The 23,280-nt window shown below is 70.4% G+C and carries 20 protein-coding genes; 5 read left to right on the top strand and 15 right to left on the bottom strand.

Features of this window, described 5'->3' with window-relative positions:
* Window positions 1–363 precede the first annotated feature (363 nt).
* The 10 genes from QFW77_RS01355 to QFW77_RS01400 form a co-directional block, all read right to left on the bottom strand.
* Window positions 364–1,200: a carbohydrate ABC transporter permease gene (locus QFW77_RS01355; RefSeq protein WP_280572358.1), complete on the bottom strand. Its 837-nt coding sequence runs from the start codon at window positions 1,198–1,200 to the stop codon at window positions 364–366.
* Window positions 1,197–2,078 (bottom strand): carbohydrate ABC transporter permease, encoded by an 882-nt coding sequence (locus tag QFW77_RS01360; RefSeq protein ID WP_280572360.1) that lies wholly within the window; start codon window positions 2,076–2,078, stop codon window positions 1,197–1,199. The genes QFW77_RS01355 and QFW77_RS01360 overlap by 4 nt, the downstream gene beginning before the upstream one ends.
* Before the next feature lie 13 nt (window positions 2,079–2,091).
* Complete coding sequence (locus QFW77_RS01365; RefSeq protein ID WP_444875212.1) at window positions 2,092–3,324, bottom strand: sugar ABC transporter substrate-binding protein; 1,233 nt, start codon at window positions 3,322–3,324, stop codon at window positions 2,092–2,094.
* Between the two features lie 309 nt (window positions 3,325–3,633).
* On the bottom strand, window positions 3,634–5,313 hold the full coding sequence (locus QFW77_RS01370; RefSeq protein WP_331487837.1) for a glucoamylase family protein: 1,680 nt from the start codon (window positions 5,311–5,313) through the stop codon (window positions 3,634–3,636).
* Window positions 5,314–5,398: 85 nt separating this feature from the next.
* Window positions 5,399–8,389: a TonB-dependent receptor gene (locus tag QFW77_RS01375; RefSeq protein ID WP_280572362.1), complete on the bottom strand. Its 2,991-nt coding sequence runs from the start codon at window positions 8,387–8,389 to the stop codon at window positions 5,399–5,401.
* Between the two features lie 102 nt (window positions 8,390–8,491).
* Window positions 8,492–9,484: a LacI family DNA-binding transcriptional regulator gene (locus QFW77_RS01380; RefSeq protein ID WP_280572363.1), complete on the bottom strand. Its 993-nt coding sequence runs from the start codon at window positions 9,482–9,484 to the stop codon at window positions 8,492–8,494.
* Between the two features lie 205 nt (window positions 9,485–9,689).
* A complete protein-coding gene (locus QFW77_RS01385; protein WP_280572365.1) occupies window positions 9,690–10,649 on the bottom strand; it encodes a formylglycine-generating enzyme family protein in 960 nt (319 codons plus the stop codon).
* The gene (locus QFW77_RS01390; protein ID WP_280572366.1) at window positions 10,649–12,115 is read right to left on the bottom strand and encodes a sulfatase family protein; all 1,467 of its coding nucleotides are present in this window, start codon (window positions 12,113–12,115) and stop codon (window positions 10,649–10,651) included. The genes QFW77_RS01385 and QFW77_RS01390 overlap by 1 nt, the downstream gene beginning before the upstream one ends.
* A gap of 155 nt (window positions 12,116–12,270) precedes the next feature.
* Window positions 12,271–12,570 (bottom strand): BolA family protein, encoded by a 300-nt coding sequence (locus QFW77_RS01395; protein WP_425603242.1) that lies wholly within the window; start codon window positions 12,568–12,570, stop codon window positions 12,271–12,273.
* Window positions 12,567–12,866, bottom strand: coding sequence for a YciI family protein (locus QFW77_RS01400; RefSeq protein WP_280572367.1), 300 nt, complete (start codon window positions 12,864–12,866; stop codon window positions 12,567–12,569). The genes QFW77_RS01395 and QFW77_RS01400 overlap by 4 nt, the downstream gene beginning before the upstream one ends.
* A 359-nt stretch (window positions 12,867–13,225) precedes the next feature.
* Here QFW77_RS01400 and QFW77_RS01405 point away from each other — a divergent pair, with 359 nt between their 5' ends.
* The 3 genes from QFW77_RS01405 to QFW77_RS01415 all read left to right on the top strand — a co-directional run bounded on the left by QFW77_RS01405 (window position 13,226) and on the right by QFW77_RS01415 (window position 16,636).
* Window positions 13,226–14,188 (top strand): segregation and condensation protein A, encoded by a 963-nt coding sequence (locus tag QFW77_RS01405; RefSeq protein ID WP_280572368.1) that lies wholly within the window; start codon window positions 13,226–13,228, stop codon window positions 14,186–14,188.
* Window positions 14,189–14,261: 73 nt separating this feature from the next.
* Window positions 14,262–15,104, top strand: a complete 843-nt coding sequence (scpB, locus tag QFW77_RS01410; RefSeq protein WP_280572369.1) for an SMC-Scp complex subunit ScpB — start codon at window positions 14,262–14,264, stop codon at window positions 15,102–15,104.
* A complete protein-coding gene (locus QFW77_RS01415) occupies window positions 15,101–16,636 on the top strand; it encodes a pseudouridine synthase (protein ID WP_280572370.1) in 1,536 nt (511 codons plus the stop codon). The genes scpB and QFW77_RS01415 overlap by 4 nt, the downstream gene beginning before the upstream one ends.
* A gap of 260 nt (window positions 16,637–16,896) precedes the next feature.
* On the opposite strand, the gene QFW77_RS01420 is transcribed toward QFW77_RS01415, so the two are convergent.
* The 5 genes from QFW77_RS01420 to QFW77_RS01440 all read right to left on the bottom strand — a co-directional run bounded on the left by QFW77_RS01420 (window position 16,897) and on the right by QFW77_RS01440 (window position 21,965).
* The gene (locus tag QFW77_RS01420) at window positions 16,897–17,184 is read right to left on the bottom strand and encodes a DUF3247 family protein (protein ID WP_280572371.1); all 288 of its coding nucleotides are present in this window, start codon (window positions 17,182–17,184) and stop codon (window positions 16,897–16,899) included.
* A gap of 30 nt (window positions 17,185–17,214) precedes the next feature.
* The gene (locus QFW77_RS01425) at window positions 17,215–17,970 is read right to left on the bottom strand and encodes a slipin family protein (protein ID WP_280572372.1); all 756 of its coding nucleotides are present in this window, start codon (window positions 17,968–17,970) and stop codon (window positions 17,215–17,217) included.
* Window positions 17,967–19,433 (bottom strand): NfeD family protein, encoded by a 1,467-nt coding sequence (locus QFW77_RS01430; RefSeq protein WP_280572373.1) that lies wholly within the window; start codon window positions 19,431–19,433, stop codon window positions 17,967–17,969. The genes QFW77_RS01425 and QFW77_RS01430 overlap by 4 nt, the downstream gene beginning before the upstream one ends.
* A gap of 218 nt (window positions 19,434–19,651) precedes the next feature.
* Window positions 19,652–20,458: an amidohydrolase gene (locus tag QFW77_RS01435; protein ID WP_280572374.1), complete on the bottom strand. Its 807-nt coding sequence runs from the start codon at window positions 20,456–20,458 to the stop codon at window positions 19,652–19,654.
* Window positions 20,459–20,816: 358 nt separating this feature from the next.
* Entirely contained in the window at window positions 20,817–21,965 is a 1,149-nt protein-coding gene (locus QFW77_RS01440) for a pyridoxal phosphate-dependent aminotransferase (protein ID WP_280572375.1), read from the bottom strand.
* A 49-nt stretch (window positions 21,966–22,014) separates the two neighbouring features.
* Here QFW77_RS01440 and QFW77_RS01445 point away from each other — a divergent pair, with 49 nt between their 5' ends.
* Both QFW77_RS01445 and ccmA read left to right on the top strand, forming a co-directional pair.
* On the top strand, window positions 22,015–22,554 hold the full coding sequence (locus QFW77_RS01445; protein ID WP_280572376.1) for a DUF3293 domain-containing protein: 540 nt from the start codon (window positions 22,015–22,017) through the stop codon (window positions 22,552–22,554).
* Window positions 22,555–22,558: 4 nt separating this feature from the next.
* Entirely contained in the window at window positions 22,559–23,278 is a 720-nt protein-coding gene (gene ccmA, locus QFW77_RS01450) for a heme ABC exporter ATP-binding protein CcmA (protein WP_280572377.1), read from the top strand.
* The last annotated feature ends 2 nt before the right edge of the window (window positions 23,279–23,280 follow it).

Here is a 23,280-nt window from a genome sequence, read left to right on the forward strand (position 1 = left end):
CCGCGCCTCCGAACTTTCCGGGTGACCTGATGGGAAGAGCGCCGGCGTGATGTCTGGAGTCGATCCCACGACCCCCGGGACTGTCGACCTCGTACGGAGTAGCCGCGGGCAACGAAGCCGCGTTTCGTATCCGGCCCGCCGCGCACCATCTTTTCCGCCGACCACTTCATTGTCATTGCTCAGCATTCTCCGATTCGTTGGAACTCCAGCTGCATTGCGGCACGGCATCGCTCGCTGCACCTTGCAGGTGCCTGCCATCCAGGGCGCGACAGGACCGGCTTCGGGACGCCCTGCCCGGCCGTCCATGGCCGGGCGTTCGCGAGCGCAGAAGGTGCCGACAGGGCATCTGCTTGGCGCGCTCGCTCACCCCTTCACGCTTCCGAGCAGAAGGCCCTGGATGTAGTAGCGCTGCAGCAGCAGGAACAGCAGCAGCACCGGCAGCACCGTGACCACCGCGCCGGCCATCATCATTTCCACGTCCTGCACGTGCTCGCGCGAGAGCGCCGCGATCGCCACCGGCAGCGTGTAGTTGTCCTGGTCGGTCAACACGATCAGCGGCCACATGAAATCGTTCCAGGCCGCCATGAAGGTGAAGATGGTCAGCGTCACCAGCACCGGCTTTAGCATCGGCAGCACGATCCGGAAGAAGATCCGCAGCTCGCCCGCGCCATCGATGCGCGCCGCCTCCAGCAGCTCGTCGGGGATCGAGCGCGCGTATTGGCGCACCAGGAAGATCCCGAACACCGTCGCCAGGGCCGGGATGATCACCGCGCCGAAGCTGTTGACCAGCCCCAGCCCCTTCATCATCAGGAACAGCGGCAGCATCGCCACCTGCGCCGGGATCACCAGCGCCCCCAGCAGCAACTGGAACAGGCGCTCGCGGCCGCGGAAACGCAGCTTGGCGAAGGCGTAGCCGGCCATGGTGTTGACCAGCAGCGCACCGGCCGTGATCGCCCCCGACACGATCAGGCTGTTGAGGAAATAGCGCCCCATTCCGGCGCGCCCGAATAGCTGCTCGTAGTTGTCCAGCGTGGCGGCCGACGGCAGCATCGGCGGCGGGAAGCCGCTGGCCTCGCCACGCGGCATGAACGACACCGACAGCATCCACGCCAGCGGCGCCAGCGCCACCAGCGCCAGCGCCACCAGCGCCGCGTTGATGGCGAACGCCGTCAGCCGGGTGGTGCCGAGCTCGCGGCTCACAGCGCCCCCCGGCGGCGCCCGAACCGCAACAGCAGCGTGGTGACCGCGAGGATGATCGCGAACAGCACGAACGCCACCGCCGAGGCCCGTCCCAGGTTCCACCACATGAACCCCTCCTCGTACATGAAGTACAGCACGCTCACCGTGCTCTGCAGCGGATCTCCGCGGGTCATCACGTAGGGTTCGGCGAACAGCTGGAAGTACCCGGAGACGGTGATCACCGCGACCACCAGCAGCACCGGCCCAAGCATCGGCAGGGTCACGTGCAGGAACTGGCGCCAGCGCGAGGCGCCGTCGATGCGGGCGGCCTCGTACAGGTCCTGGGGAATCGCCTGCAGGCCGGCCAGGAAGATCACCATGTTGTAGCCGAAGTTCTTCCACACCGCGAACAGGATGATCGTCGGCATCGCCCAGCGCGGATCGCCCAGCCAGTCCACCGGGGCGATGCCGACATGCGAAAGCGCCCAGTTCACCAGCCCGTAGCTGGTATGGAACAGGTAGCGCCAGATCACCGCCACCGCCACCAGGGTGGTGACCACCGGCGCGAACAGCGCGGTGCGGAACAGCGGCTTGAAGCGCGCCACCTTGGCGTCGAGCAGCATCGCCGCGCCGAGCGAGACCCCGATCGACACCGGCACCCCGACCGCCACGAAGTAGACGGTGTTGCCAAGCGCCTTCCAGAACAGCGCCGTGCGCAGCAGCTCCGCGTAGTTGCCCAGCGCCACGAAACGCAGGTTGTCGAGGTCGGCCAGCGCGTACAGGTCGAAGTCGGTCAGGCTCAGCAGCAGCGCCGAGGCCACCGGCACGGCGAAGAACACCCCGAGCACGACCAGCGCGGGGGCGGCGAACATCCAGCCGGCGAGGCCGGGGCGGATCATGGACGACCCGCCCTCACGGCGCGACGCCCTGATCGCGCACCCAGCGCCGCTTCTCGAGCAGTGCGTCGACGCGGGCGTCCAGCTGGCGCAGCGCCTGGTCCTGCGGCATGCCGCCGCGCACCACCCGTTCGCTGGCCAGCCGCATCTCCTGCATGATCCGTTCCCACTCCAGCACCTTGGGCGTCGGCTTCACCCGCTCCAGCTGATCGCGGAAGGCCTGCGCATATTCGTCCTGCTGCAGCGCCGGGTGCTCCCAGGTGCTGCGCCGCGGCGGCAGGTTGCCGATCAAGGCGTGGAAGCGCTGCTGGATGTCGGGGCGCGACAGGAACTCCACCAGCCGCCAGCTCGCCTGCTTGTTGGGCGACTGCCGGAACAGCACCAGACTGGTGCCGCCGGCGATCCCCGCGCCGGGACCATCGGGGCCGGGCAGCGGCGCGGTGGCCCAGTCGTCCTGCAGCTCGGCCGGCAGCCGGTTGCGGAACTCGCGGATGTTCCAGGGGCCGGAGACGTAGAAGGTGAACAGCCCGTTGCCGAACTCGTCCCAGACGTTGGAAATCTGGGTCTCCGACATCGGCGGCGCCCAGCCCTGCTCGAAGATGCCGGCATAGAAGGCCAGCGCACGGCGGAAGCCCGGGCTGCGGAAATTGCCCCGGGTGCCGTCCTCGCGCAGCAGCGGGTCGTCATGCTGCAGTCCGAGCGAGAGCAGCTGTTCGAACTCGTTGAGCGGCAACATCGCCGCATAGCGGTCGGGCCCCACCTCCCGTTTGACCGCCGCCATTGCCGCTTCCCACTCGGCCCAGGTGCGCGGCGGCGCATCGAAACCGGCCGCGGCGAGGATGTCGCGCCGGTAGAACAACAGCCGCGTGTCGACGTACCAGGGCACGCCCAGCAGCTCGCCGTCGACGACGTTGGTCTGCCAGATCCCCGGGAAGTAGTCGTCCGGCTCGACCACGGCTGACGACGCGACGTAGGGCCCCAACGGTTCCAGCGCACCGAGCACCGCGAATTCCGGTACCCAGGTGTTGCCGAGCTGGCAGATGTCCGGCAGCGCGTCGGCGGCGAACGCGGTGAGCAGCTTCTCGTGCGCCGAGGTCCAGGGGATGTGCTGCACGCGCACGCGGATGTCCGGATGTTCGCGCTCGAACTGTACGATCAGCTCCGAGACCACCTCGGCCTCGCGCCCCATCGCCCAGAACCGGATCTCGGTGCGTCCGTCGCCGCCGCCGCAGCCTGCCAGCAGCGCCAGCGAGCCGGCAACGAGTGCCCGTACCGCCTGTGCGGCCGACGCACGTCGCAGACCGCGCGGGAAGAAGATCAGGGAGCGCAGACCCTGGGCGAGCAGATCCTGCGCGAGGAGGAACACGGAACGCAGGTCCCGTGGAAGGAGGAACAGGCAGCGTAGACCCGGTGGAAGCGGCGGGAGTCGCGATGCCGCCGCGCCAACCGGAGCCGGGACGCGACCCCGGCCACGCGGGCGCCGAGACTTCCATCGTTCCGGCTGCCGCTCATGCGGCACGTGGTGGGGATGGCTGCCGGGCTCCTGCATTGCGCCAGCCTACTGCACGCCGCGGGTGGCGCCGCTCTCCGCCTCGCTGCCTTCCAGATCGAGGGCCGGGGCTCGTGAGCCGGCGGGCGCCGCTTCCGCCGCCGTGCCGGCTGTCCCGGCATCAGGCCCGCTGCCCGCTTCCCGTGCGGCATCGGCCGCTGCTTCCGCCGCCTGGTCGGCCTGTTCGGCCTGCTCCAGCCAGCCGCCGGTGAAGCCGGCGCGGCGCAGGCCCTCGCGGATGTAGGGATTGTTCCGCATCACCTTCCAGACGAAATCGCTGCGGTAGTTGGCGATCATCGCCAGGATCGGCCCCTGGTCGATCGAGATGTAGTCGCTGGCCACCCAGCCCAGGTCCGGGACGATGCGGCCGGTCTTGAGCGGCACGTCGTAGTCGAAGCTCGGATTGAAGGCGTCGAGGAACCCGTAGCTGGAGAACAGGTGCTCGCCGTAGCGCTCGTGCATCGCCTCGGTGGCCGGGATCACGATCTCCGGCGCAAACGCGATCGAGGCCACTGCCGCTGTCGGCGCGATGGTGCCGTCGTCGAAGGCCACGGCCAGGCCCGCCCCGCGCGCGCTGTAGTGACGGAACTCGCGCTCCTCGCCGCGGTACACCTGGTCGGTGCGCTGCGGGCCATCGCTGGCGGTGAGGCCCCAGACGTTCTCGCCGTAGCCTTCCCATTGCATCGGGTTCTCGATCGCGTATTGCCGTTGCGCATAGGTCGCGCGGCGGCTGTTCTCGAAGTAGTCGATCCCGCGCTCGCGCATGTAGGCGTCGCGGATGCCGCGGAAGTCCACCCAGGTGTGCGAATACTGGTGGCCGAAATGCGGGGCGAAGCTCAGGTATTCCTGGCCCTGGAACACGCCCCAGCTCTCGTCGTAGGTCCGGGTCCAGGTCTCCCAGGCCTCCGTTTCGACCGGGTGCGTGGGCGAGCCCAGCGCCAGGATGTAGACCAGCATGGCCTCGTCGTAGCCGGTCCAGTCGTGCTGGATGAACCCGCTCTCCGGGTACCAGCCCATCGAGATCAGCGGCGGGCGCTGCTGCAGCCACGGCCACTCGACGCGCCGGTACAGCTCGTCGGCGATCTCCCGGATCTCCCGTTCGCGCTCGTCGTCGCCGGTGTAGTAGCTCTGCGCGAACAGCACGCCCATCATCAGCAGGCCGGTATCGACGCTGGACAGCTCCACCCAGGGCTCGTAGCGGTGCCCGTCGTCCATGTCGATGAAGTGGTAGTAGAAGCCCTTGTAGCCGGTGCGGCCCTCTTCTTCCGGCCCCATTGCCGCGTCGCGGAAGAACCGCAGCGTGGTCAGGGTGCGCTCGACGGCCTGTTCGCGGCTGATCCAGCCGTTCTCCAGCCCGATCGGGTAGGCGGTCAGGGCGAAGCCGACCGCCGCGATGCTCGAGAACGGCCGCGAGGGGAAGCGGTCCGGGGTCAGCCCGTTGAGCTCGTTGGTGGTGTCCCAGAAGTACTGGAAGGTGCGCTTCTCGATGTCGCGGAACAGCGGCGGGAGTTGCGGCGGGCCGGGCGGCTCCTCCCGCGGCGCCTCGGTCGGCGGTGCCTCGGGGACCTCGGCGATCGGGCCGGGGCGCGGCGGCTCGACCTCGGGCTCCTCGCGCCGGCAACCGGCCAGGACCACCAGCACCAGCACCAGCGCACAGCCGCGCCACCACCCGCTTCGACCACTTCGCATCGCTTCCTCGGCCTCTGTGTAATCGTTTACATCGACAGTCTAGAAAATCGGCCGCCCGCATGCGAGCGGCCGATGGGCTGCGACGCTACCAGTTGACGCCGAAGGAGAGCTTGAACGAACGGGTTGGCAGCTGGATGTCGAGGTTGCGGTCGCCGAAGTTCTCATTGGGTCCGTCGATGCTTCCCCACCAGTCGTCGTAGCTGTTCCAGTTGCGCCAGTTGAAGGCATTCAGGAGATCGGCGCGCACGTAGAAGCTGATGTCCGTACCGGTATTCCAGGTCTTGGTAGCGGCGACATCGAACTGCTTGAACCCGAGGGTGCCGTCAGGCTTGTAGGAATCCCACCGGCACATGTCCCAGCCGGCCAGACAGTTTTCTCCAACGCGAGGCCTCATGCTTTCCAGGGTGAGCTTGGCGGACCAGGTCACGCCCCACGGCCCGTCCCAGATCCCGGTGCCAACGAAGCGGTGCTCGGCGACGCCGCGGGCCGGCAACCAGCCGATCATGCCGGTGTCGCGCTGCGAGAAGATCTCCGGCCAACCCTCGGCCGCGATGTTCTGTTCCCCATCCGTGTAGGTGTAGGCGAAGGTCGCACCCCATCCGGAATCGGGAGTGAAGGGCTTGTCGAGCTTGGCAAGCAGCGAATTGGTACGGGTCTCGCCCATGTTGTCGACCAGCAGCACGGTACCGACCGGCGAGGGGAAGCCCCAAGGCGGACCGGAGGTATCGCCGGGGTCTTCGTAGAAGCTGCCGTCCTCCCGACGGTTTCCCAGCCGGAACACGATGCCGTCCTTGCTGCGCACGTGCGACAGCGCCACCTCGCTGTTCCACTCCTGGCCGAACATGCCGAAGACGTTGCGCACGCCCAGGCTCAGCTGGTCGGAATACGGAACCTTCAGGTCGTTGTTGTTGAGGTACCACTCCCGGCCCGTGGTCAGGCCCTGGGCCAACTGCTGCAGTGCATCCGGATCGTAGTAGGCCTCGTCCCAGTCCAGGCAGCCGCCCTCGTTCCTGCATTGACCGTCCGCGTCGACGAAGTAGGCATTGTAGCGGGCGAACGACGCCCGGTTGACCTCGATCTGCAGGTAGTCGAAAAGATTGCGGTCGTAGGCGCGTCCGGCGCCGCCGAACACCACGAAGCGCTGGTCGGCGTTGACGTCGTAGGAGAAGCCGACGCGCGGCTGCCAGGCGCCGTCGAACGCGTCGCGGTTGCTGCCGTCGCTGATGTAGTCCTCGATGTCGTAGTCGACGTTGGGGCCCTGCAGGTTCGGCCAGGCGCGCAGCGCGGCGGCCACGTTCGCCGGGGTCACGTAGTCCTCGTAGGTCGGGGTTTCCTCGTAGTCCCAGCGCACGCCGAGATTGAGGATCAAGTGCTCGTTCACCTCCCAATCGTCCTGGATGTAGATGCCGAACTGCTTGTTGGAGGAGGTCGTGAAGCCTTCGGAGGTGCCGGGAATGCCGGTCCCGAACTCGACCCGGTACGGTTGCTCGGTGCTCGTCCCTATGTCGTAGTAGAACATCGGGTTGGAGAAGTGCCGCTCGATCGCGTTGACCTCGACGTCCTTGTACTTCACTCCCATCTTCAGAGTGTGGCCCTCCCACCCGAAGAAGGTCAGGTCGTTCTGGAAGCCCCAGCCTTCCTGTCCCTTGTCCTGGCTGTTCGGGCTACCGCCCGCGTTCAGGACCTCGGCGATGTTCTCGCGATCGGTCGGCGACAGCTCCGACACCCGAAGCGCGTAGCCCGGTTGGTCGGCCACGGCCTGCGGTGCCCACGACGTATCCTCGAAGGTAAGGTGGGCATCGTTGAGCCAGTCCTCGTTGCTGAACTGCCAGCGCAGGTCGTAACGGGTCACCTCGTTGGCGTTGACCGTGGCCCGGGACGGCGCGTTCTGCCCTCCAACGCCGATGATCTCGTCCTCTTCGCGCAGCTGCCCCGTGAACTCGAGAAAGTTGTAGTCGTTGATCGACCAGCTCAGCTTGCCGAAGAACATGTCCTGCGCGAAGGGCGAGTTCGTCGGTCCCAGCTGGGCCTGCAGCTCCGCCGGCACGTCGGCGATGTCGTATCTGCTCTCGTTGCCGAGCTCCACGGTCCTCGGGGTCACATAGTCCTTGGCCTCGTAGGCGACGAAGAAGTGCAACCGGTCGCGGATCAGCGGCCCGGCCAGCGAGGCGCCGTACTGCTCCTCCTTCGAATCGACCTTCTCGCCCGCCTCTTCCTCCGCCGGCGTCATCTGGCGCCAGTCCGAAGAGGTGCGGTCCCAGAAGAAGCTGCCCTCGAACTCGTTGGTGCCCGAACGGGTCGCGGCGACCACCGCCGCGCTGCTGATCTGGTCGAACTCGGCCTTGTAGTTCTGGGTGATGACCTTGTACTCGCCGATCGCCGACTGCGGGAACGGATTGCCGCGGGTGGAGTCCTGCCCCGCGACGCCGCCGGGCAGGGTGTAGCTCTTCTGGCCGACGCCATCGATGAACACGTTGACCGCACTCGCAGCCTGGCTGCCGGAGCGCAGGCGGGTGTTGCCGTTGTTGTCCTGCACGAACTGCACGCCCGGCACGGTATCGGCGAATGCGAGGAAGTTGCGGGTGCCCTGCGGCAGCGCCTCGATCTGCTTCTGCGAGACGTAGGTGGCGATTTCCGAGGTCCGGGTCTCGGCGAGCATGGTGCCGGTGACCGTAATCGTGTCGAGATCGGTGGTGGCCTGCTGGGGGCCGGTCTCGGCCACGCCGCCGACGCCGAGGTCCAGTGTCGCGGTCTGGCCCACCTGCAAGGTGACCGTCTCGGTGGTGGTCTGTCCGTCGGCGGCGACCTCGACCCGATAGGTCCCCGGCGGCAGGCCCGCCAGGTTGTAGCGCCCCCCGGCGCTGGACTGCACGCTGCGGGTGAGCCCGGTGTTGACGTTGGTCGCGGTGACGCGCGCGCCGGCGGCCGGGGCCGAGTCGGCCGAGACCTGACCGCGCAGGGTGGCGCCGGTCGCCTGCGCCAGCGCCGTGGGGGCGGCGAGCGCGAGGCAGCTGGCGAGGGCACAGCTGAGCAGGGAACGGGAGAAGCTGCGGCGGCGCAGAGTGCGGTTGTACATGAGGATGCCCTCGGGGCGGTCGTGGTCGGGGGAATGGGTCTCGGTAGAAACAATCTGGGGGATCAAGAGCGCGTGAAAGCGGTTACACACGCACGCAAAAAATCATCGCGCCGCCTCCGGCGAGGCACCGCTGGATTCGCGCACCATCAACCGGGGGCCGGGCGCCGGATCGCCGCCATTGCCGTCGAGCAGCGCGCGCAGCGCCCTGCCGCCCAGGTCGGCGATGTCCACCCGCATGGTGGTGAGCCCTGGATGCACGTAGCGCGCCAGCGGAATGTCGTCGAAGCCGGCCAGCGCGATCTGGCCGGGCACCGCGACCCCGGCCTGGTTGAAGGCGAACAGGCAGCCCAGGGCCATCATGTCGTTGGCCGCGAACACCGCGTCGGGGCGCTGCGCGGCCCGCAGCAATTCGCCGCCGGCGCGATGGCCCGAAGCCTCGTCGAAATCGCCCTGCAGCACCCACGGCGCCGTGCCGGGCAGCGCGCGCTCCAGCGCGTCGCGGTAGCCGCGCAGGCGCTCGCGCGCATCGTGGTTGTCGTCGGGCCCGGCGATGAAGGCGATGCGGCGGTGCCCGCCCTGCAGCAGGTGTTGCATCATCGACAGCGCGCCGCCGTAGCTGTCGACGTTGAGCGTGCGGTGTCCCTCGGCCGCACCGCTGTTGATCAATACCGCCGGCAGCGCGGCCGACAGGCTCTGTTCGAGGAAACCGCGTTCGCCGACGAACGGGGACATCACCAGCAGGCCGTCCACCCGCCCGCGCATGGCGCGAAGCGCCGCGCCCTGCTCCTCGGGGTTGCCGTGGTAGCTCGAGACCAGCAGGTGCAGGCCGCGCTCGCGCGCGACCTGGTCGATGCCGCGCATCAATTCGGAGAAGAATTCGCCGTAGAGGTCCGGCAGCACCACGCCGATGGTCTGGGTGCGGCGGCTGCTCAGGCTGCGGGCGGCGTGGTGCGGGCTGTAGCGCAACCGGTCGGCGACGCCGAGCACGCGCTTGCGCACCTCTTCGGCCACGTTCTCGTGCCCGTTGAGCGCGCGCGAGACGGTGGCGACGGAGACGTTCGCCTCGCGTGCGACATCTTTGATCGTGACGCTCACCCGCCCTCCCAGGCCGAACCGGTCCGCGCGGACTGTAATCGTTTTCACAGTTCAGTTCATGCTGCAGGACAGCATGCGTCGCCGGCCGAGCCTGTGCCCCGCCGCAACCTTGTCGCGGCCTGCGCGCAGGCGGGATCGGGGCGCGGGGCCGACAACGGCGGATCGATCGCGTCGACGCGCACCACGCGTGTGCCCCCGGCCGACGCTATCCGGACCGAGGCTGGACATCCCGCACCAGCCGGAACCCGACGTGGAACAGCGCCGTGTCGGGGGTGGAGCGGCTGCGCGCGGAGACGCGGTAGCCGTGGCAATAGCTGACGTGGCAGAGGAACGAGCCGCCGCGCTGAACCCTTTCGCTGGCGCCCCCCGGGGTGTACGGCCGCTCGCGCTCGGCGTAGGGGCGGAACCAGTCGGCGGTCCATTCCCAGACGTTGCCGCCCATGTCGGTCAATCCCAGTTCGGTGGCGCCGAAGGCGCCGACCGGCGAGGTGAACAGGTAGCCGTCCTCGCCGGTGTTGCCGCCGGGAAAAGGGCCCTGCCAGGTGTTGGCGCGGTGCCGGCCATCCTCGACCAGGGCCTCGCCCCAGGCATAGGGGTGGCGCGCGTTGCGGGCGTTGCGCGCGGCGTGCTCCCATTCGATCTCGGTCGGCAAGCGCTTGCCGGCCCAGGCGGCATAGGCGACGGCATCGTTCCAGGACACCTGGGTGACGGGATGGTCGTCCGGAGGCTTCGGCGCCTCCGGCCCCATCGGCCGGCGCCAGTGCGCGCCAGGCACCAGTCGCCAGCCGCCGTTGCCGGGATCGTAGACGCCGGCGTCGCCGAGGCGTTCGGCCTCGGTGACGTGACCGGTCGCCTCGACGAAGGCGCGGAACTCGGCGACGGTGACGGGGTGGACGTCCATGAAGAACGGGGTGACCTCCGCAAGGAATACGGGGCGCTCGTCCGCGGTGCCGTCCTCGGCGCCGATGCGGGTGGTGCCGCCGGGCACGTACACCATTCCTTCCGGCGTGGGCACGTTTGCGATAGGCGCGGACGGCGCATCCGGTGCGCAGGCGCCGAGCAGCCAGCCGGCCAGCAACAGCGTCGCCGCACCGCCGGTCCGCAGCAATGGCCGCTGCCCACGGACGATACCGGCCGAGGGCCTGGCGAGGCCGGCCGCGCCCATCACTCCGGCCTCCGCTGGTCGGCGCGCCATTCGCCGGCCGGCTTCAGCGGGATGCGCATGCCGTCGGTCTCGCGCAGCAGCGCCCACATGCGGGCCTTCATCGCCGCGGCGCGGTCGCGCTGGGCCGGGTCCCGGATCAGGTTGCTGCGCTCCTGCGGGTCGGCCTGCAGGTCGTAGAGCTCGGCGCTGTCCCAGACACCGTGATAGTAGATGTACTTGTAGCGCTGGTCGCGCAGCGCGAACACCGTCGGGGTGTGCGGGAAGGCGTCCTCCCAGTAGTACTCGTACAGCATTTCCAGCGGCCAGTCTGCCGGCGCGCCGCGCAGCAGCGGCAGCACGGAACGCCCGTCCATGACGATCGGCGCCGCCGCGCCGGCCAGCTCCAGCAGGGTCGGCGCGATGTCGATGTTGCGCACCATCGCGCCGATCTTCGAGCCGGGCGCGATGAAGCCGGGCGCCCAGGCCAGCATCGGCACCCGCATCGATTCCTCGTAGGCGTTGCGCTTGTCGATCAGGCCGTGCTCGCCGAGCAGGAAGCCGTTGTCGCCCATGTAGATCACCAGGGTCGAGTCGGCCAGCCCCGTCTCCTCCAGGTAATCGAGCACCCGGCCGACGCTCTCGTCCAGCGCCAGCAGGGTTTCGGTGTAGGCCCGGTAGAAGCCGTCGAACTCCATCTGGCCGTGGTACAGGTAGTCGACCCCGTGCCAGCTGTCGCGCTGGGCGCGCACCCAGTCCGGCTTGGCGCGGTTCTCCGCGGCCGGCATCGTCGGCGGATAGGGGATCGGCCTGCCCGCATGGCGGCCGCGATGGCGCGGCGCCGGCTCGAACTCGGCGTGCACCGCCTTGTGCGACAGGTACAGGAAGAACGGCGTCTCCGGCTCCCGTGCCCGGTGCCGCTTCAGCCAGTCGAGCGCGTGGCCGGTGAGCAGGTCGGTGGTGTAGCCCTCGGCCCGTACCCGCCTGCCGTTGACGTTGAGCACCGGATTCTCGTAGACGCCCTGCCCCTGGAAGCTCACCCAGTGATCGAAGCCTGGCTGGGGCGCGTCGTCCACCTCGCCCATGTGCCACTTGCCGACGTAGGCAGTGCGGTAGCCCGCCCGCTGCAGGAACTCGGGGAAGAACCGCGTGCCCGCCGGGATCGGCGAGCTGTTGTCGACGATCTCGTGGCGGTGGGCGTACTGGCCGGTCAGGATCGAGGCACGGCTGGGCGAGCACAGGGCCGTGGTGACGAAGGCGTTCTCGACGTGGGCGCCCGCGGCCGCCATGCGGTCCAGCGATGGGGTCTCGAGCCACTCGGGCGCTCCGGGAACGAAGCCCATGAAATCGTGGCGGTGGTCGTCGCTGAGGATGAACACCACGTTGCGCGGCGGCGCATCGCGCTGCGCCGCTGCGGGAGCGGTGAGCGCCAGGAGCAGCAGCGTGGCGAACGCCAGCGCCAGGCGGCGCCCGGATGCGGAATGTCTCATCGTGCCGTCCCTCCACGGCGGTTCACGGTCGGCGGGCCCGCTCGAAATGTAATCGTTTTCAGAAAGAGCTGCAGGCGGGCGTCCGACGCTGCGCTTTTTGCACCGCAACACAGTTCGCCAGCCGCTCGGCCCACGACGGCCGATCCCTGCCGGGCCTATTCCCGCTCCGCCGGTGCCAGCGCCCGGATCTGCAAGGCATGGATGTCGGTGGCCATCAACGCGCCGAGTGCGGCGTAGACGGCGCGATGACGCTGGATGGGGGGCATCCCGGCGAATGCGGCGCTGACGATCTCGACGTGGAAATGGCCGCGCCCGTCCTGCGCGCCGACGTGGCCGGCGTGGCGATGGCTGTCGTCGCGGAGTTCGAGCCGGTCGGGCGCGAACGCCGCCTCCAGCGCGGCCCGGATCGCGGCGATGCGCTGATCCCGCGGCAGCGGGCCGGCCTGCGCGCTCACGGCAGCACCGGCCGGAACGGGCGCACGTCCACGCGCACGTACACGCCTGCCTCGGCGTAGGGGTCGGCGTCGGCCCAGGCGCGCGCCTCCTCGAGCGACCCGAACTCGGCCACGACGATGCTGCCGCTGTAGCCGGCCGGGCCAGGGTCGTCGGCATCGGTGCGCGGGCACGGCCCGGCCAGCAGCAGCCGGCCGGCGTCGCGCAGCGCGACCAGCCGCGCCAGGTGCTGCGGTCTCGCCTGCTGGCGCTGCGCCAGTACGTCCTCGCCGTCATGGCCTTCGATCGCGTACCACATGGCCGGCTGGCCCTCGCCCGGGGAGAGAGATGAATTGTAGCGGTCCCGCCGCGGCTGACCGCTGGACAGCCGCCTGGCGAGCCCGTAACCTAACTGGCAGTTACAGGCCGGATGCAGCGGCCGTCGCCGCCGACGCCCGATTCGCTGCCCCCGCCCGGCCCCGCCCGATGCCCTTTCCGCCGTCGCCGCCCGCAGCAGGATGCGGCGACCGCCGCACGTGGCATCCGGCCGATGTGGTTGATGCAACCGATCCGCAGCCGGCGCGGCACCGCCCTGCCCCGCGGACAGGCAATACCGGCACGCGAGCCGTTCGCGCGCCACCCGCAATCACTGCAGGCCCGGAGGGGGCCGCACAGCGAATGACACAACCCGCACCCGAAGCCGCTTCCGTTCCGGAAGACCAGCAGGCGCCATCGCATCCGCGGCAGCAGGAGATCCCGCTGGCGGTCGTGCACGGACAGCCGGTGCTGCAGATCCCTCAGGACCTGTACATCCCGCCGGACGCGCTCGAGGTCATCCTGGAGGCGTTCGAGGGGCCGCTGGACCTGCTGCTTTACCTGATCCGCCGCCAGAACCTCGACATCCTGGACATTCCGGTGGCGGAGATCACCCGCCAGTACGTCGAATACATCGGCGTGATGCAGGACCTGCGCTTCGAGCTGGCCGCCGAATACTTGGTGATGGCAGCGATCCTGGCCGAGATCAAGTCGCGGATGCTGCTGCCGCGCCCACCCGCCGAGGAAGGCCTGGAGGAAGATCCACGCGCCGAGCTGGTCCGCAGGCTGCAGGAGTACGAACGCTTCAAGCAGGCCGCCGAGGACGTCGACGCGCTGCCGCGGATGGATCGGGACACCAGCCAGGTCGCAGCCTTCATGCCGGACCGCGCCGCGGTGCGGCTGCCGCCGCCGGTGGAACTGCGCGAGATGCTGCTGGCACTGCACGACGTGCTCAAGCGCGCCGAGCTCTTCAGCGGCCATGCGATCAAGCGCGATGCGCTGAGCGTGCGCCAGCGGATGGGCGAGGTGCTGACCCGGCTGGGAGACGGCGCCTTCCACCGTTTCGAATCGCTGTTCGAGGCGCGCGAGGGCAAGCTGGGCGTGGTGGTCACGCTGCTGTCGCTGCTCGAGCTGGCCAAGGAGCAGCTGCTCGAGATCGTGCAGGAGGCCGCCGACGAGGCGCCCGCCGGCGAGCGCCGCCCGCCGGCACCGATCTACGTCAGGTCGCTGGCGACCAGCGGCGGCGACCAGGTCGAACTGAGCAGCGAGTTCGACGACGAAGCGGCGACCGATCCCGCGCCGCCCCCCGCCGGCGCCGACCGCTGACGCGGTACCGCCGGTGCGCCGGACCGGCGCCACCCCCACCGAGCCCGAGACGACCCATGCCCGAAGACACTCCATGGACCAGCAACTGATCACCCGCATCGTCGAGGCCGCCCTGCTGGCGGCGAGCCAGCCGCTGACCGTGGTGCAGCTGCGCGGCCTGTTCACCCTCGACGAGCCGGCCCCCGAGGGCGCCGTCGAGAAGGCGCTCGAGACCCTGCAGGCCGGGTGCGCGGACCGCGGCATCGAACTGGTGGAGGTGGCCTCCGGATGGCGCTTCCAGGTCGCCGGCGAGGTCCACGCCTGGGTGGCGCGGCTGTGGACCGAGCGCCAGACCAGGTACACTCGCGCCACCCTGGAGACGCTGGCGCTGATCGCCTACCGCCAGCCGATCACCCGCGGCGAGATCGAGCAGGTCCGCGGCGTGGCCACCAACAGCAACATCATCAAGGCGCTGGAGGAGCGCGAGTGGATCCGCGTGGTCGGACACCGCGACATCCCCGGCCGCCCCGAGCTGCTCGGCACCACCAAGGCCTTCCTCGACTATTTCGGGCTCAAGCGCCTGGACGAGCTGCCACCGCTGTCCGAGCTGAAGGACTTCGGCGAGCTGGAGCCGCAATTCAAGTTCGATCCCGCGGAGCCGGACGCCGAGGCCATGGCGCTCGGCGACCTCCCGGCCGAAGATGCCGCGGACGGCACCGGTGAAGACCCCGCCGACATCGCCGATGTCGCCGAAACCGCTGATGCCGCCGATGCCAGCGAAGGCGCTGATGCCGCCGGCGCGGATGTGCAAGCCGAGCGCGATGGCCTTCCCGGTCCGGCTGCCGCCAGCGATGGCGACCCGGTCACCACCCAAGACGACGACACCCAGCGCGACGCCCTCGCCGCGGACGGCGACAGCGAACGGAGTACATCATGAAAGAACCATCCAGCCCGAACCCCAGGGGCGGCCGCAAGCTCACGCTCAAGCGCGAGGGCGCCCCCGGCAGCACCGGGTCGAAGCTCGAGGAGCGCCTGCACAAGGTGCTGGCGCAGGCCGGCCTCGGCTCGCGCCGCGCGCTAGAGCAACGCATCGCCGAGGGCCTGGTCAAGGTCAATGGCCAGACCGCCCAGGTCGGCATGAGCGTCGGCAGCGGCGACCGTATCGACATCGACGGCCGCAGCTTCGTCGCCACCGCGCTGACCGAACCGGCGCGGGTGCTGCTGTACAACAAGCCCGAGGGCGAGGTGACCACCCGCGAAGATCCGGAAGGCCGCCCGACCGTGTTCGAGGCGCTGCCGTCGCTGAAGGGCGCGCGCTGGATCGCCATCGGCCGTCTCGACATCAACACCACCGGCCTGCTGCTGCTCACCACCGACGGCGAGCTGGCCAACGCGATGATGCACCCCTCCTACGAGGTCGAGCGCGAGTACGTCTGCCGGGTGCGCGCTCCCGAAGGCGAGGAGATCGTGTCCGAGACCACCATCGAGCGGCTGGCGCGCGGCATCGAACTCGAGGACGGCCCGGCCCGTTTCGACGAGGTCGAGCGCATCGGCGGCACCGACTCGCACGACTGGTTCCGGGTGGTGGTGAAGGAAGGCCGCAACCGCGAGGTGCGGCGCCTGTGGGAGTCGCAGGGCTGCCAGGTCAGCCGGCTCAAGCGGGTGCGCTACGGCGCGGTGGCGCTGCCGCAGCCGCTGTTGCGCGGGCAATCGCAGGAGCTGCCGGCCGCCCGGGTCGAGGCATTGCGCCGCGAACTGAAACTCGAGGCCGGCCCGCCGCCGGCGCTGACCCTGCAGCCGGTGATCGGCCAGCGCAAGGCCGCCAAGTCGACGGTGAACCTTTCGCAGCACGAACGCGGCACCGCCTACGTCAACGGCCACAGCACCGCCGACGAAGGCCGCGAACTGCGCCGCTTCGACCACGTGCGCGAGGATCGCGGCCGCGGCAGGGGCCGCGGCAAGCCCCACGGCGGCCTGACGGTCAGCGGCGAGACCGCCGCCAAGCAGTCGCAGAAGCCGTTCAAGCAGCGCAAGCAGAAGGGCCAGCAGCCGCTGCCCGAGGGAAATCCGGCGGCGTTCCGCAGCTGGTACGTGCCCGAGGGCGTGGACACCGGCCCCAGCGGCCACCGCAACGCCGATGGCCGCGGGCCGAAGAAGCCGTCCGGCAAGAAGCGCCCCCACGGCGGCCCCGGCGGTGGCGGCGCGGGCCGCAGTGGTCCCGGCGCCGGCGCGCCCGGCCGCGCCGGCCCGGGCGCCGGCAAGGGCCGCAATCCCCGCACCGCCAAGCCCTATGGCCATCCCGGCGGCGCGCCGAGCTTCCCGTCCGATCACGCCACCCCGTCCGCCCGGGGTCCCGGCGACCGCCCGCGCGGGCCGCGCGCCGGCGGCAACAAGCGCCCCGGCCCCGGAACGGGACCGCGCGGTCCGCGCGGCCCCCGCGGCGGCGGTGGCGGCGGCGGGAACCGCTAGCCCCCCGCCCGGCTGCCGGCGATGGCGATCCCTGCCGCCGCCATCGCTGCGGCTGCAAGGATCGGCGGCCTTCGCGGCCACGGGCCGCTCCTACAGCAGTCTCCGGTCCGGTCACGGCGTTCTGCGCAGGAGCGTGCCATGCACGCGAAGGCCGGCGCCGGTAGCAACGCCCGGCATCGCCGCCAGTTCCATCGGAACCGCTCGCCCACCGTTCCGGCCCGGCACCGGCCGGTGCCGCTCCCACGGGCATGACGACCGCCTCAGTGGCTTCCCAGCCGCCGCACCTCGCGCACGCCGCCCAGCCAGACATAGTGCGAGCGCCCAGGCTCCAGGGCGTCGTCGATGCGCGCCAACGCGTTCAGCCCCTCCTCGCCGCCGGGGCCGAGAAAGGTCTGCACCACCGGCCGCACCGCGACCACCCCGGTCACGATGCCCCCGTTGTCGAGCAAAAGTTCCACGTTCGCCTCGTCCTGCAGTTGCGCGGTCAGCGCCTCGATGCGGTCGATGTCGGTCTGCTCGGTGTAGACCCGCTCGGCGGTCTGTCCCATGGGTACGGCTCCTCGGTACGGTGGGGGATGTCAGTCTTTCTTGCGCCCGTGCACCAGCGACTCGATGAATTCGATCGGCAGCGGAAACACGATGGTCGAGTTCTTGTCGCCGGCGATGTCGCTGAGCGTGGACAGGTAGCGCAGCTGGATCGCACGCGGGTCCTCGCCCAGCTTCACCGCCGCCTCCACCAGCTGCTCCGCCGCCTGCTTCTCGCCCTCGGCGTGGATCACCTTCGCGCGCCGCTGGCGCTCGGCCTCGGCCTGGCGGGCCATCGCCCGCACCATGGTTTCGTTGATGTCGACGTGCTTGATCTCGACGTTGGCCACCTTCACGCCCCAGGCGTCGGTCTGCTGGTCGAGGATGGTCTGGATGTCGCTGTTGAGCTTGTCGCGCTCGGACAGCATGTCGTCGAGGTCGTGCTTGCCCAGCACCGAGCGCAGCGTGGTCTGCGCCAGCTGGCTGATGGCCTCGTAGTAGTGCTCGACGTTGACGATCGCCTTCTGCGGATCGACCACGCGGAAGTACACCACAGCGTTGACCTGCACCGACACGTTGTCGCGCGAGATCAGGTCCTGCGAGGGCACGTCCATCACCACCGTGCGCAGGTCGATGCGCTCCATGGTCTGCACCACCGGGATCAGGATGATCAGCCCCGGCCCCTTGACCTTCCAGAAGCGGCCGAGCTGGAACACCACTGCGCGCTCGTACTCGCGCAGGATCTTGATCGCGCTGAACAGCGCGACCGCGACGATCAGGAGAACGGGAAACAGAGCGATCAGGTTCATGGCATGGCCTCGCTGGGTCCGTGGAGTGGTGGGTCGGTGCCGCCGCCGACCGGCGCGACCCGCAGCACCAGGCCGTCCAGCGCCAGCACCCGCACGCGCTGCCCCTCGCGCACCGGCGTGGCGCAATCCGCCTGCCAGGTCTCGCCGCGGATGCGCACCCGGCCGCGACCCGAGAAGTCGCGCGTGGCCACGGCCTCGTGGCCGAGCAATTCCTCGACCCCGGTCACCACCGGCCTGCGCCTGGCCCGCAAGGCAAGCCACAGCGCGCCCATGAAGGCGAGCCCGCTCGCCAGCCCGATGGAGACGATCAGCCGCCCGGGCACGCCGAACCCCGGCGCGTCCTCGAACAGGATCACCGAACCGACCAGCAGCGCGATCAGCCCGCCGATGCCGAGCACTCCGAAGCTGGGCGCCGCCATCTCGGCCACCATCAGCCCCACCCCGAGCACGATCAGTGCGACCCCGGCGTAGTTCACCGGCAGCACCTGCAGCGCATAGAGGCCGAGCAGCAGACTGATCCCGCCCACCACTCCCGGGACGACGGCACCAGGGCTGTAGCCCTCGAACAGCAGCCCGTACAACCCGACCAGCAGCAGCAGGTAGGCGACCGTGGGCTCGGTGAGCACCGACAGCAGCGCCACGCGCCAGTCGGGCGCGAGCTCGGTCACCGGCTGGCCTGCGACCGCCAGGACCGCGCTGCGCCCGGCCAGCGCGACCTCGCGGCCATCTGCCTGCGCCAGCAGATCGTCCAGATCGGCGGCCACGATTTCCACCACGCCACGCGCGCGCGCCTCGCGCGCGGTGAGCGTCGCCGCCTCGCGCACCGCCGCCTCTGCGAACTGCGCGTCGCGGCCGCGCAGGTCGGCGAGGCTGCGCAGGTAGGCGACCGAATCGTTGACCGCCTTGCGCTCGGATGCGGAGCCGGGCGGGCGCGCTGCGGGTCCGGGACCACCCTCCGCGTCGCGTTCCCTGCCGTCTTTCGATTCGCCCGGAGCGTTCGCGCCCGGCTGTTGCCGTTCGCCGCGGCCTTGGCTACCGGGCATGCCACCGCCCAGCGACACCGGCGTGGCCGCGCCCAGGGCGGTGGCCGGCGCCATCGCCGCGACGTGGCTGGCGTAGACGATGTAGGTGCCGGCGCTGGCGGCGCGGGCGCCCGCCGGCGCCACCCAGGCGATCACCGGAACCGCTGCGGCCAGGATCTCGCGGTTGATATCGCGGGTGGCGGCGTCCAGGCCGCCGGGGGTGTCGATGCGCAGCACCAGCGCACGCGCGCCCTCCTCCTCCGCGCGGCGCAGGCTCCGGCGCACATGGTCGCTGGTGGCCGGGCCGATGCCGCCCTCGATGTCGATCAGCAGCACGCCCCCACCCATCTGCGCGGCCGGCGGCTGCGACTGCGCGGCGAACAACGCGGATACCAGCCCCAGCAGCAAGAGCACGCCCGAGGCTCGCGCGTACAAGGTCATGCCCGTCCCCATTGGGTGCGACGCGGCGGTCCGGAGCCCCAGTAGACATCAAGCCCTGTAAAAAGCGCGGCAAAGCGGCCGCGTCCACATCCCCCGGACCCAGGAGCCGGGGAACGGGGATTGCCCGCGTACCTGGGCGCTGCGGCCAAGAGCTGCGGGCGGCTCCTCTCTGCGCGGTCTCCTCACCCCGATCCGCAGGGGCCCCGAAACGTCGCCGCCTAGCGTTCCAGCCGCAGTTCGAACGCGTCGCCGTCCAGCATCGCCGGGAAGCGCTCGCGGTGGGCCGCCAGTTCACCGGCCTGCAAGGTGGTGGTGCTGACCACCTCGGCGTCGGTGCACTCGCTGACCGGATGGCCGAGAAAATCGATCACCGCGCTGTCGCCGTCGTAGCCGATGCCGTTGCCGTCGCGGCCGACGCGGTTGAGGCCGGCGACGTAACACAGGTTCTCGATCGCGCGCGCGCGCAGCAGGGTCTTCCAGGCGTAGGCCCGCGCTGCGGGCCAGTTGGCGACGTAGATCTGCAGGTCGTAGTCGAGCGCGCCCTCGCGCTCGACGTCGTAGCGGTTGCGTGCGAACACCGGGAAGCGCAGGTCGTAGCAGACCAGCGGGCAGATCCGCCAGCCCTTCCATTCCACGGTGAGACGCTCACGGCCGGCGCTGTAGCGTTCGTGTTCGCGCGCGTACCGGAACAGGTGGCGCTTGTCGTAGTGTCGCAGTCCACCGTCCGGGGCGGCCCAGAGCATCCGGTTGAACACGCCCTCGTCCGTGCGCAGTTGCACGCTGCCGGTGACCGCCGCGTCGAGGGCGGCCGCCTGCTCGCGCATCCAGGCCACGGTGGGCCCGTCCATCGTCTCGGCGCGGTCGATGGCCTCGTTGGAGAAGCCGCTGGTGAAGGTTTCCGGCAGGATCACCACGTCGGTGGAGCCGTGCAGTGGCGCGATCAGCTCGCCGTAGTAGTCGCGATTGCCGGCCGGGTCGTGCCACCGGGTCATGCCCTGGACCAGCGAGATGCGAAGGTTTTCCATGGACCAATCCTAGACCGTTTGCGTCTCCGGGCGCGCATCGGGCTCGCTTGTGATGGGAGTCGAGCGGGTATTTGGTTCAGACCTCGAGAGGCAGCGGCGCGCGGGTCGGGACCGCGGAGGCAAGCACGTCGGCACTGGGGTGCTGCACGGCGAGCCGGACAGTTTGGCTGGTGGGCTTTGGAGACAGCGGCGCCAGGACGGGCGCTCTCCGGCGGATTTGGGCCATCCATGGCGAGCGCCGGGCAGGCTCCCGCCCGCGCGGCCACCCAGTGCTCGGTCGACAAGCCGGTCGTGGGCTTCGGAGCCGGCGGCGCCCGGGCCGGGGGTATTGCGCAGAGGACTGTCTGGTGCGGCGCTCCTACAACCCCTGCAGGCGCTCGATCGCCGCGTCGAGCGTGTCCTGGTTCTTGGCGAAGCACAGCCGCGCCAGGCGCTGGCCGGACGGCGGCGACGCGTAGAACGGCGACAGCGGGATCGCCGCCACGCCCTTCTCGATCGTCAGCCAGCGGCAGAACGCCGCATCGTCCAGCTCGCTCACCGCCGAATAGTCCACCAGCTGGAAATACCCGCCCGGCACCGGCAACGGCACCAGCCGGGTGCCGAGCAGCTGCTCCCGGAAGCGGTCGCGCTTGGCCTGGTAGAACGCTCCGAGCCGCTCGTCGTGCTCCGGCTCCGCCTCCAGCATCGTCGCGAACGCGTGCTGCGCCGGCGCGAAGCTGCAGAACACGTTGTACTGGTGGATCTTGCGGAACTCCTCCGACAGCGCCGGCGGCGCCACGCAATAGCCCAGCTTCCAGCCCGTGCAGTGGTAGGTCTTGCCGAAGCTCGACACCACGAAGGCCCGCTCGCGCAGTTCCGGATGGCGCAGCACCGATTCGTGACGCGCACCGTCGAACACGATGTGCTCGTAGACCTCGTCCGACAGCAGCCAGATCCCGGTGTCGCGCAGCAGCCCGGCAAGCGTTTCCAGGTCCGCGGCCGACAGCATCGCCCCGGACGGATTGTGCGGCGAATTGATCATCACCATCCGGGTGGCGGGGGTGATCGCCGCGGCCACCCGGTCCCAGTCCGGTGCGAACGTGCGCGGGTGCAGCGGCACGTGCACCGCGCGGGCCCCGGCCAGCTCGATCGCAGGTTCGTAGCAGTCGTAGGCCGGATCCAGCACGATCACCTCTTCGCCGGCGCGCACCACCGCGTGCACCGCGTCGAAGATCGCCTCGGTGGCGCCGCTGGTCACCGTGATCTCGGCGTCGGCGTCCGCCTCAACCCCGTAGACCCGCGCCAGCTTGCCCGCGATCGCGTGCCGCAGCGGCGCGATCCCGGTCATCGGCGCGTACTGGTTGTGGCCCGCGCGCATCGCCCGCTCCAGCGCCTCCAACAAACGCCCCGGCACCGGGAAATCCGGGAAGCCCTGCCCCAGGTTCACCGCGTCGTGCGCCGCGGCGAGCTGCGACATCACCGTGAAGATCGTGGTGCCCACCCGCGGCAGCTTGGTCTCGGGTTTCATCGGAGGTCTGGTTACCCTGTTGCCGGAACGACAGCGCCGGAGTGTAACCGTGGCGGCATTCCCGGACGAAACCGAAGCGGCGCGGCTGCAGCGGGCCTACCTCGAAGCGGTCTACCGTTGCCGGGTCGGCGGCCGCTGGCTGCCGCTGCGCATCGGCGAATCCGCGCCCGCCATCGATGCCGCGCTGCCCGGCATCGCCTGTTTCGGCCTGCTCTCGGCCTGGAATCCCGGCTCACGCCCGCTCGCCGAGCCCGAGAACCGCAGCGCCGATGCACGACTGGCGCGGGCCCTCCGCGCCGCGGGCTGGCGCGCCCTGCCCGGCTCGGCCGCGGCGGCGGACGGCGTATGGCGCGAACCCGGCTGGCTGATCGCCGGCATCGGGCAGGCCGCGCTCGATGCGCTGGCACTGCGCTTCGGCCAGCTCGGCGCCCTGCACTGGCGGCGCGGCGGGCGGGTCGGCATGCGCATGTATCGCGAGCGGCCGGAAAGCCTGGACCTGCATCCCTGCGTCGAGTGGATACAATGCGCGGGCCCGCCGGCCCCGGCGGTCGCCCCCGACTCCCGTCGGCCGCCCCCCGGCCGCGAGTGACCCGATGTCCGATGCTTCCCCGCCGCCGCCCCTGCTCGCCGCATGCGGCCTGGGCTTTTCCCGCAACGACGTTCCCGTGTTCGGCCCGCTGGACCTCGATGTGGCCCGCGGCGAAGCGCTGCTGATACGCGGCGGCAACGGCGCGGGCAAGACCACCCTGCTGCGGGTACTGGCCGGGCTGCTGCACGCCGAGTCCGGCACGATCGCCGTGGACGGCCGTCGCGCCAGCCCCGGCGCGCGCGCCCGCACCATCGCCTACCTGGGGCACCTGCCGGCGTTCAAGGCCGACCTGGGCGCGCTCGAGAACCTGGCGTTCCTGTGCGGGCTGCACGGTCGCCGCCCCGGGCGGGCACCGGAGGCGGCGCTGGCGCTGGTCGGACTGGCCGGCTACGAGGACACCCCGGCCCGGCAGCTTTCGGCCGGCCAGAAGAAGCGGCTGTCGCTGGCGCGCATGTGGCTGTCGCCGGCGCCGCTGTGGCTGCTGGACGAGCCCTACGCCAACCTCGACCTCGAGGGCGTCGATCTGGTCAACCGCCTGGTCCGGGCGCACCTGGAGGACGGCGGCGCGGCCCTGGTCACCACCCACGGCGCCTATGCCGCGCCGCCTGTGCGCACCCGCACGCTGGTGCTGGAGCAGGCGCACCCGCCGCTCCACCGGACGGTCGCGGCCATGGCGACGGCAGACCGGCCCGCGGCCCGCGACGACCGGCGGACCGCAGGGTAGCC

This window comes from Luteimonas endophytica, assembly GCF_029887875.1.
Taxonomy (GTDB): domain Bacteria; phylum Pseudomonadota; class Gammaproteobacteria; order Xanthomonadales; family Xanthomonadaceae; genus Luteimonas; species Luteimonas endophytica.

Coding starts and splice junctions, on each gene's coding strand:
- QFW77_RS01360 (WP_280572360.1), bottom strand. CDS start 2,078: ATGATCCGCCCCGGCCTCGCCGGCTGGATGTTCGCCGCCCCCGCGCTG.
- QFW77_RS01370 (WP_331487837.1), bottom strand. CDS start 5,313: ATGCGAAGTGGTCGAAGCGGGTGGTGGCGCGGCTGTGCGCTGGTGCTG.
- QFW77_RS01375 (WP_280572362.1), bottom strand. CDS start 8,389: ATGTACAACCGCACTCTGCGCCGCCGCAGCTTCTCCCGTTCCCTGCTC.
- QFW77_RS01385 (WP_280572365.1), bottom strand. CDS start 10,649: ATGGGCGCGGCCGGCCTCGCCAGGCCCTCGGCCGGTATCGTCCGTGGG.
- QFW77_RS01390 (WP_280572366.1), bottom strand. CDS start 12,115: ATGAGACATTCCGCATCCGGGCGCCGCCTGGCGCTGGCGTTCGCCACG.
- QFW77_RS01400 (WP_280572367.1), bottom strand. CDS start 12,866: ATGTGGTACGCGATCGAAGGCCATGACGGCGAGGACGTACTGGCGCAG.
- QFW77_RS01405 (WP_280572368.1), top strand. CDS start 13,226: ATGACACAACCCGCACCCGAAGCCGCTTCCGTTCCGGAAGACCAGCAG.
- scpB (WP_280572369.1), top strand. CDS start 14,262: ATGGACCAGCAACTGATCACCCGCATCGTCGAGGCCGCCCTGCTGGCG.
- QFW77_RS01415 (WP_280572370.1), top strand. CDS start 15,101: ATGAAAGAACCATCCAGCCCGAACCCCAGGGGCGGCCGCAAGCTCACG.
- QFW77_RS01420 (WP_280572371.1), bottom strand. CDS start 17,184: ATGGGACAGACCGCCGAGCGGGTCTACACCGAGCAGACCGACATCGAC.
- QFW77_RS01425 (WP_280572372.1), bottom strand. CDS start 17,970: ATGAACCTGATCGCTCTGTTTCCCGTTCTCCTGATCGTCGCGGTCGCG.
- QFW77_RS01430 (WP_280572373.1), bottom strand. CDS start 19,433: ATGACCTTGTACGCGCGAGCCTCGGGCGTGCTCTTGCTGCTGGGGCTG.
- QFW77_RS01435 (WP_280572374.1), bottom strand. CDS start 20,458: ATGGAAAACCTTCGCATCTCGCTGGTCCAGGGCATGACCCGGTGGCAC.
- QFW77_RS01440 (WP_280572375.1), bottom strand. CDS start 21,965: ATGAAACCCGAGACCAAGCTGCCGCGGGTGGGCACCACGATCTTCACG.
- ccmA (WP_280572377.1), top strand. CDS start 22,559: ATGTCCGATGCTTCCCCGCCGCCGCCCCTGCTCGCCGCATGCGGCCTG.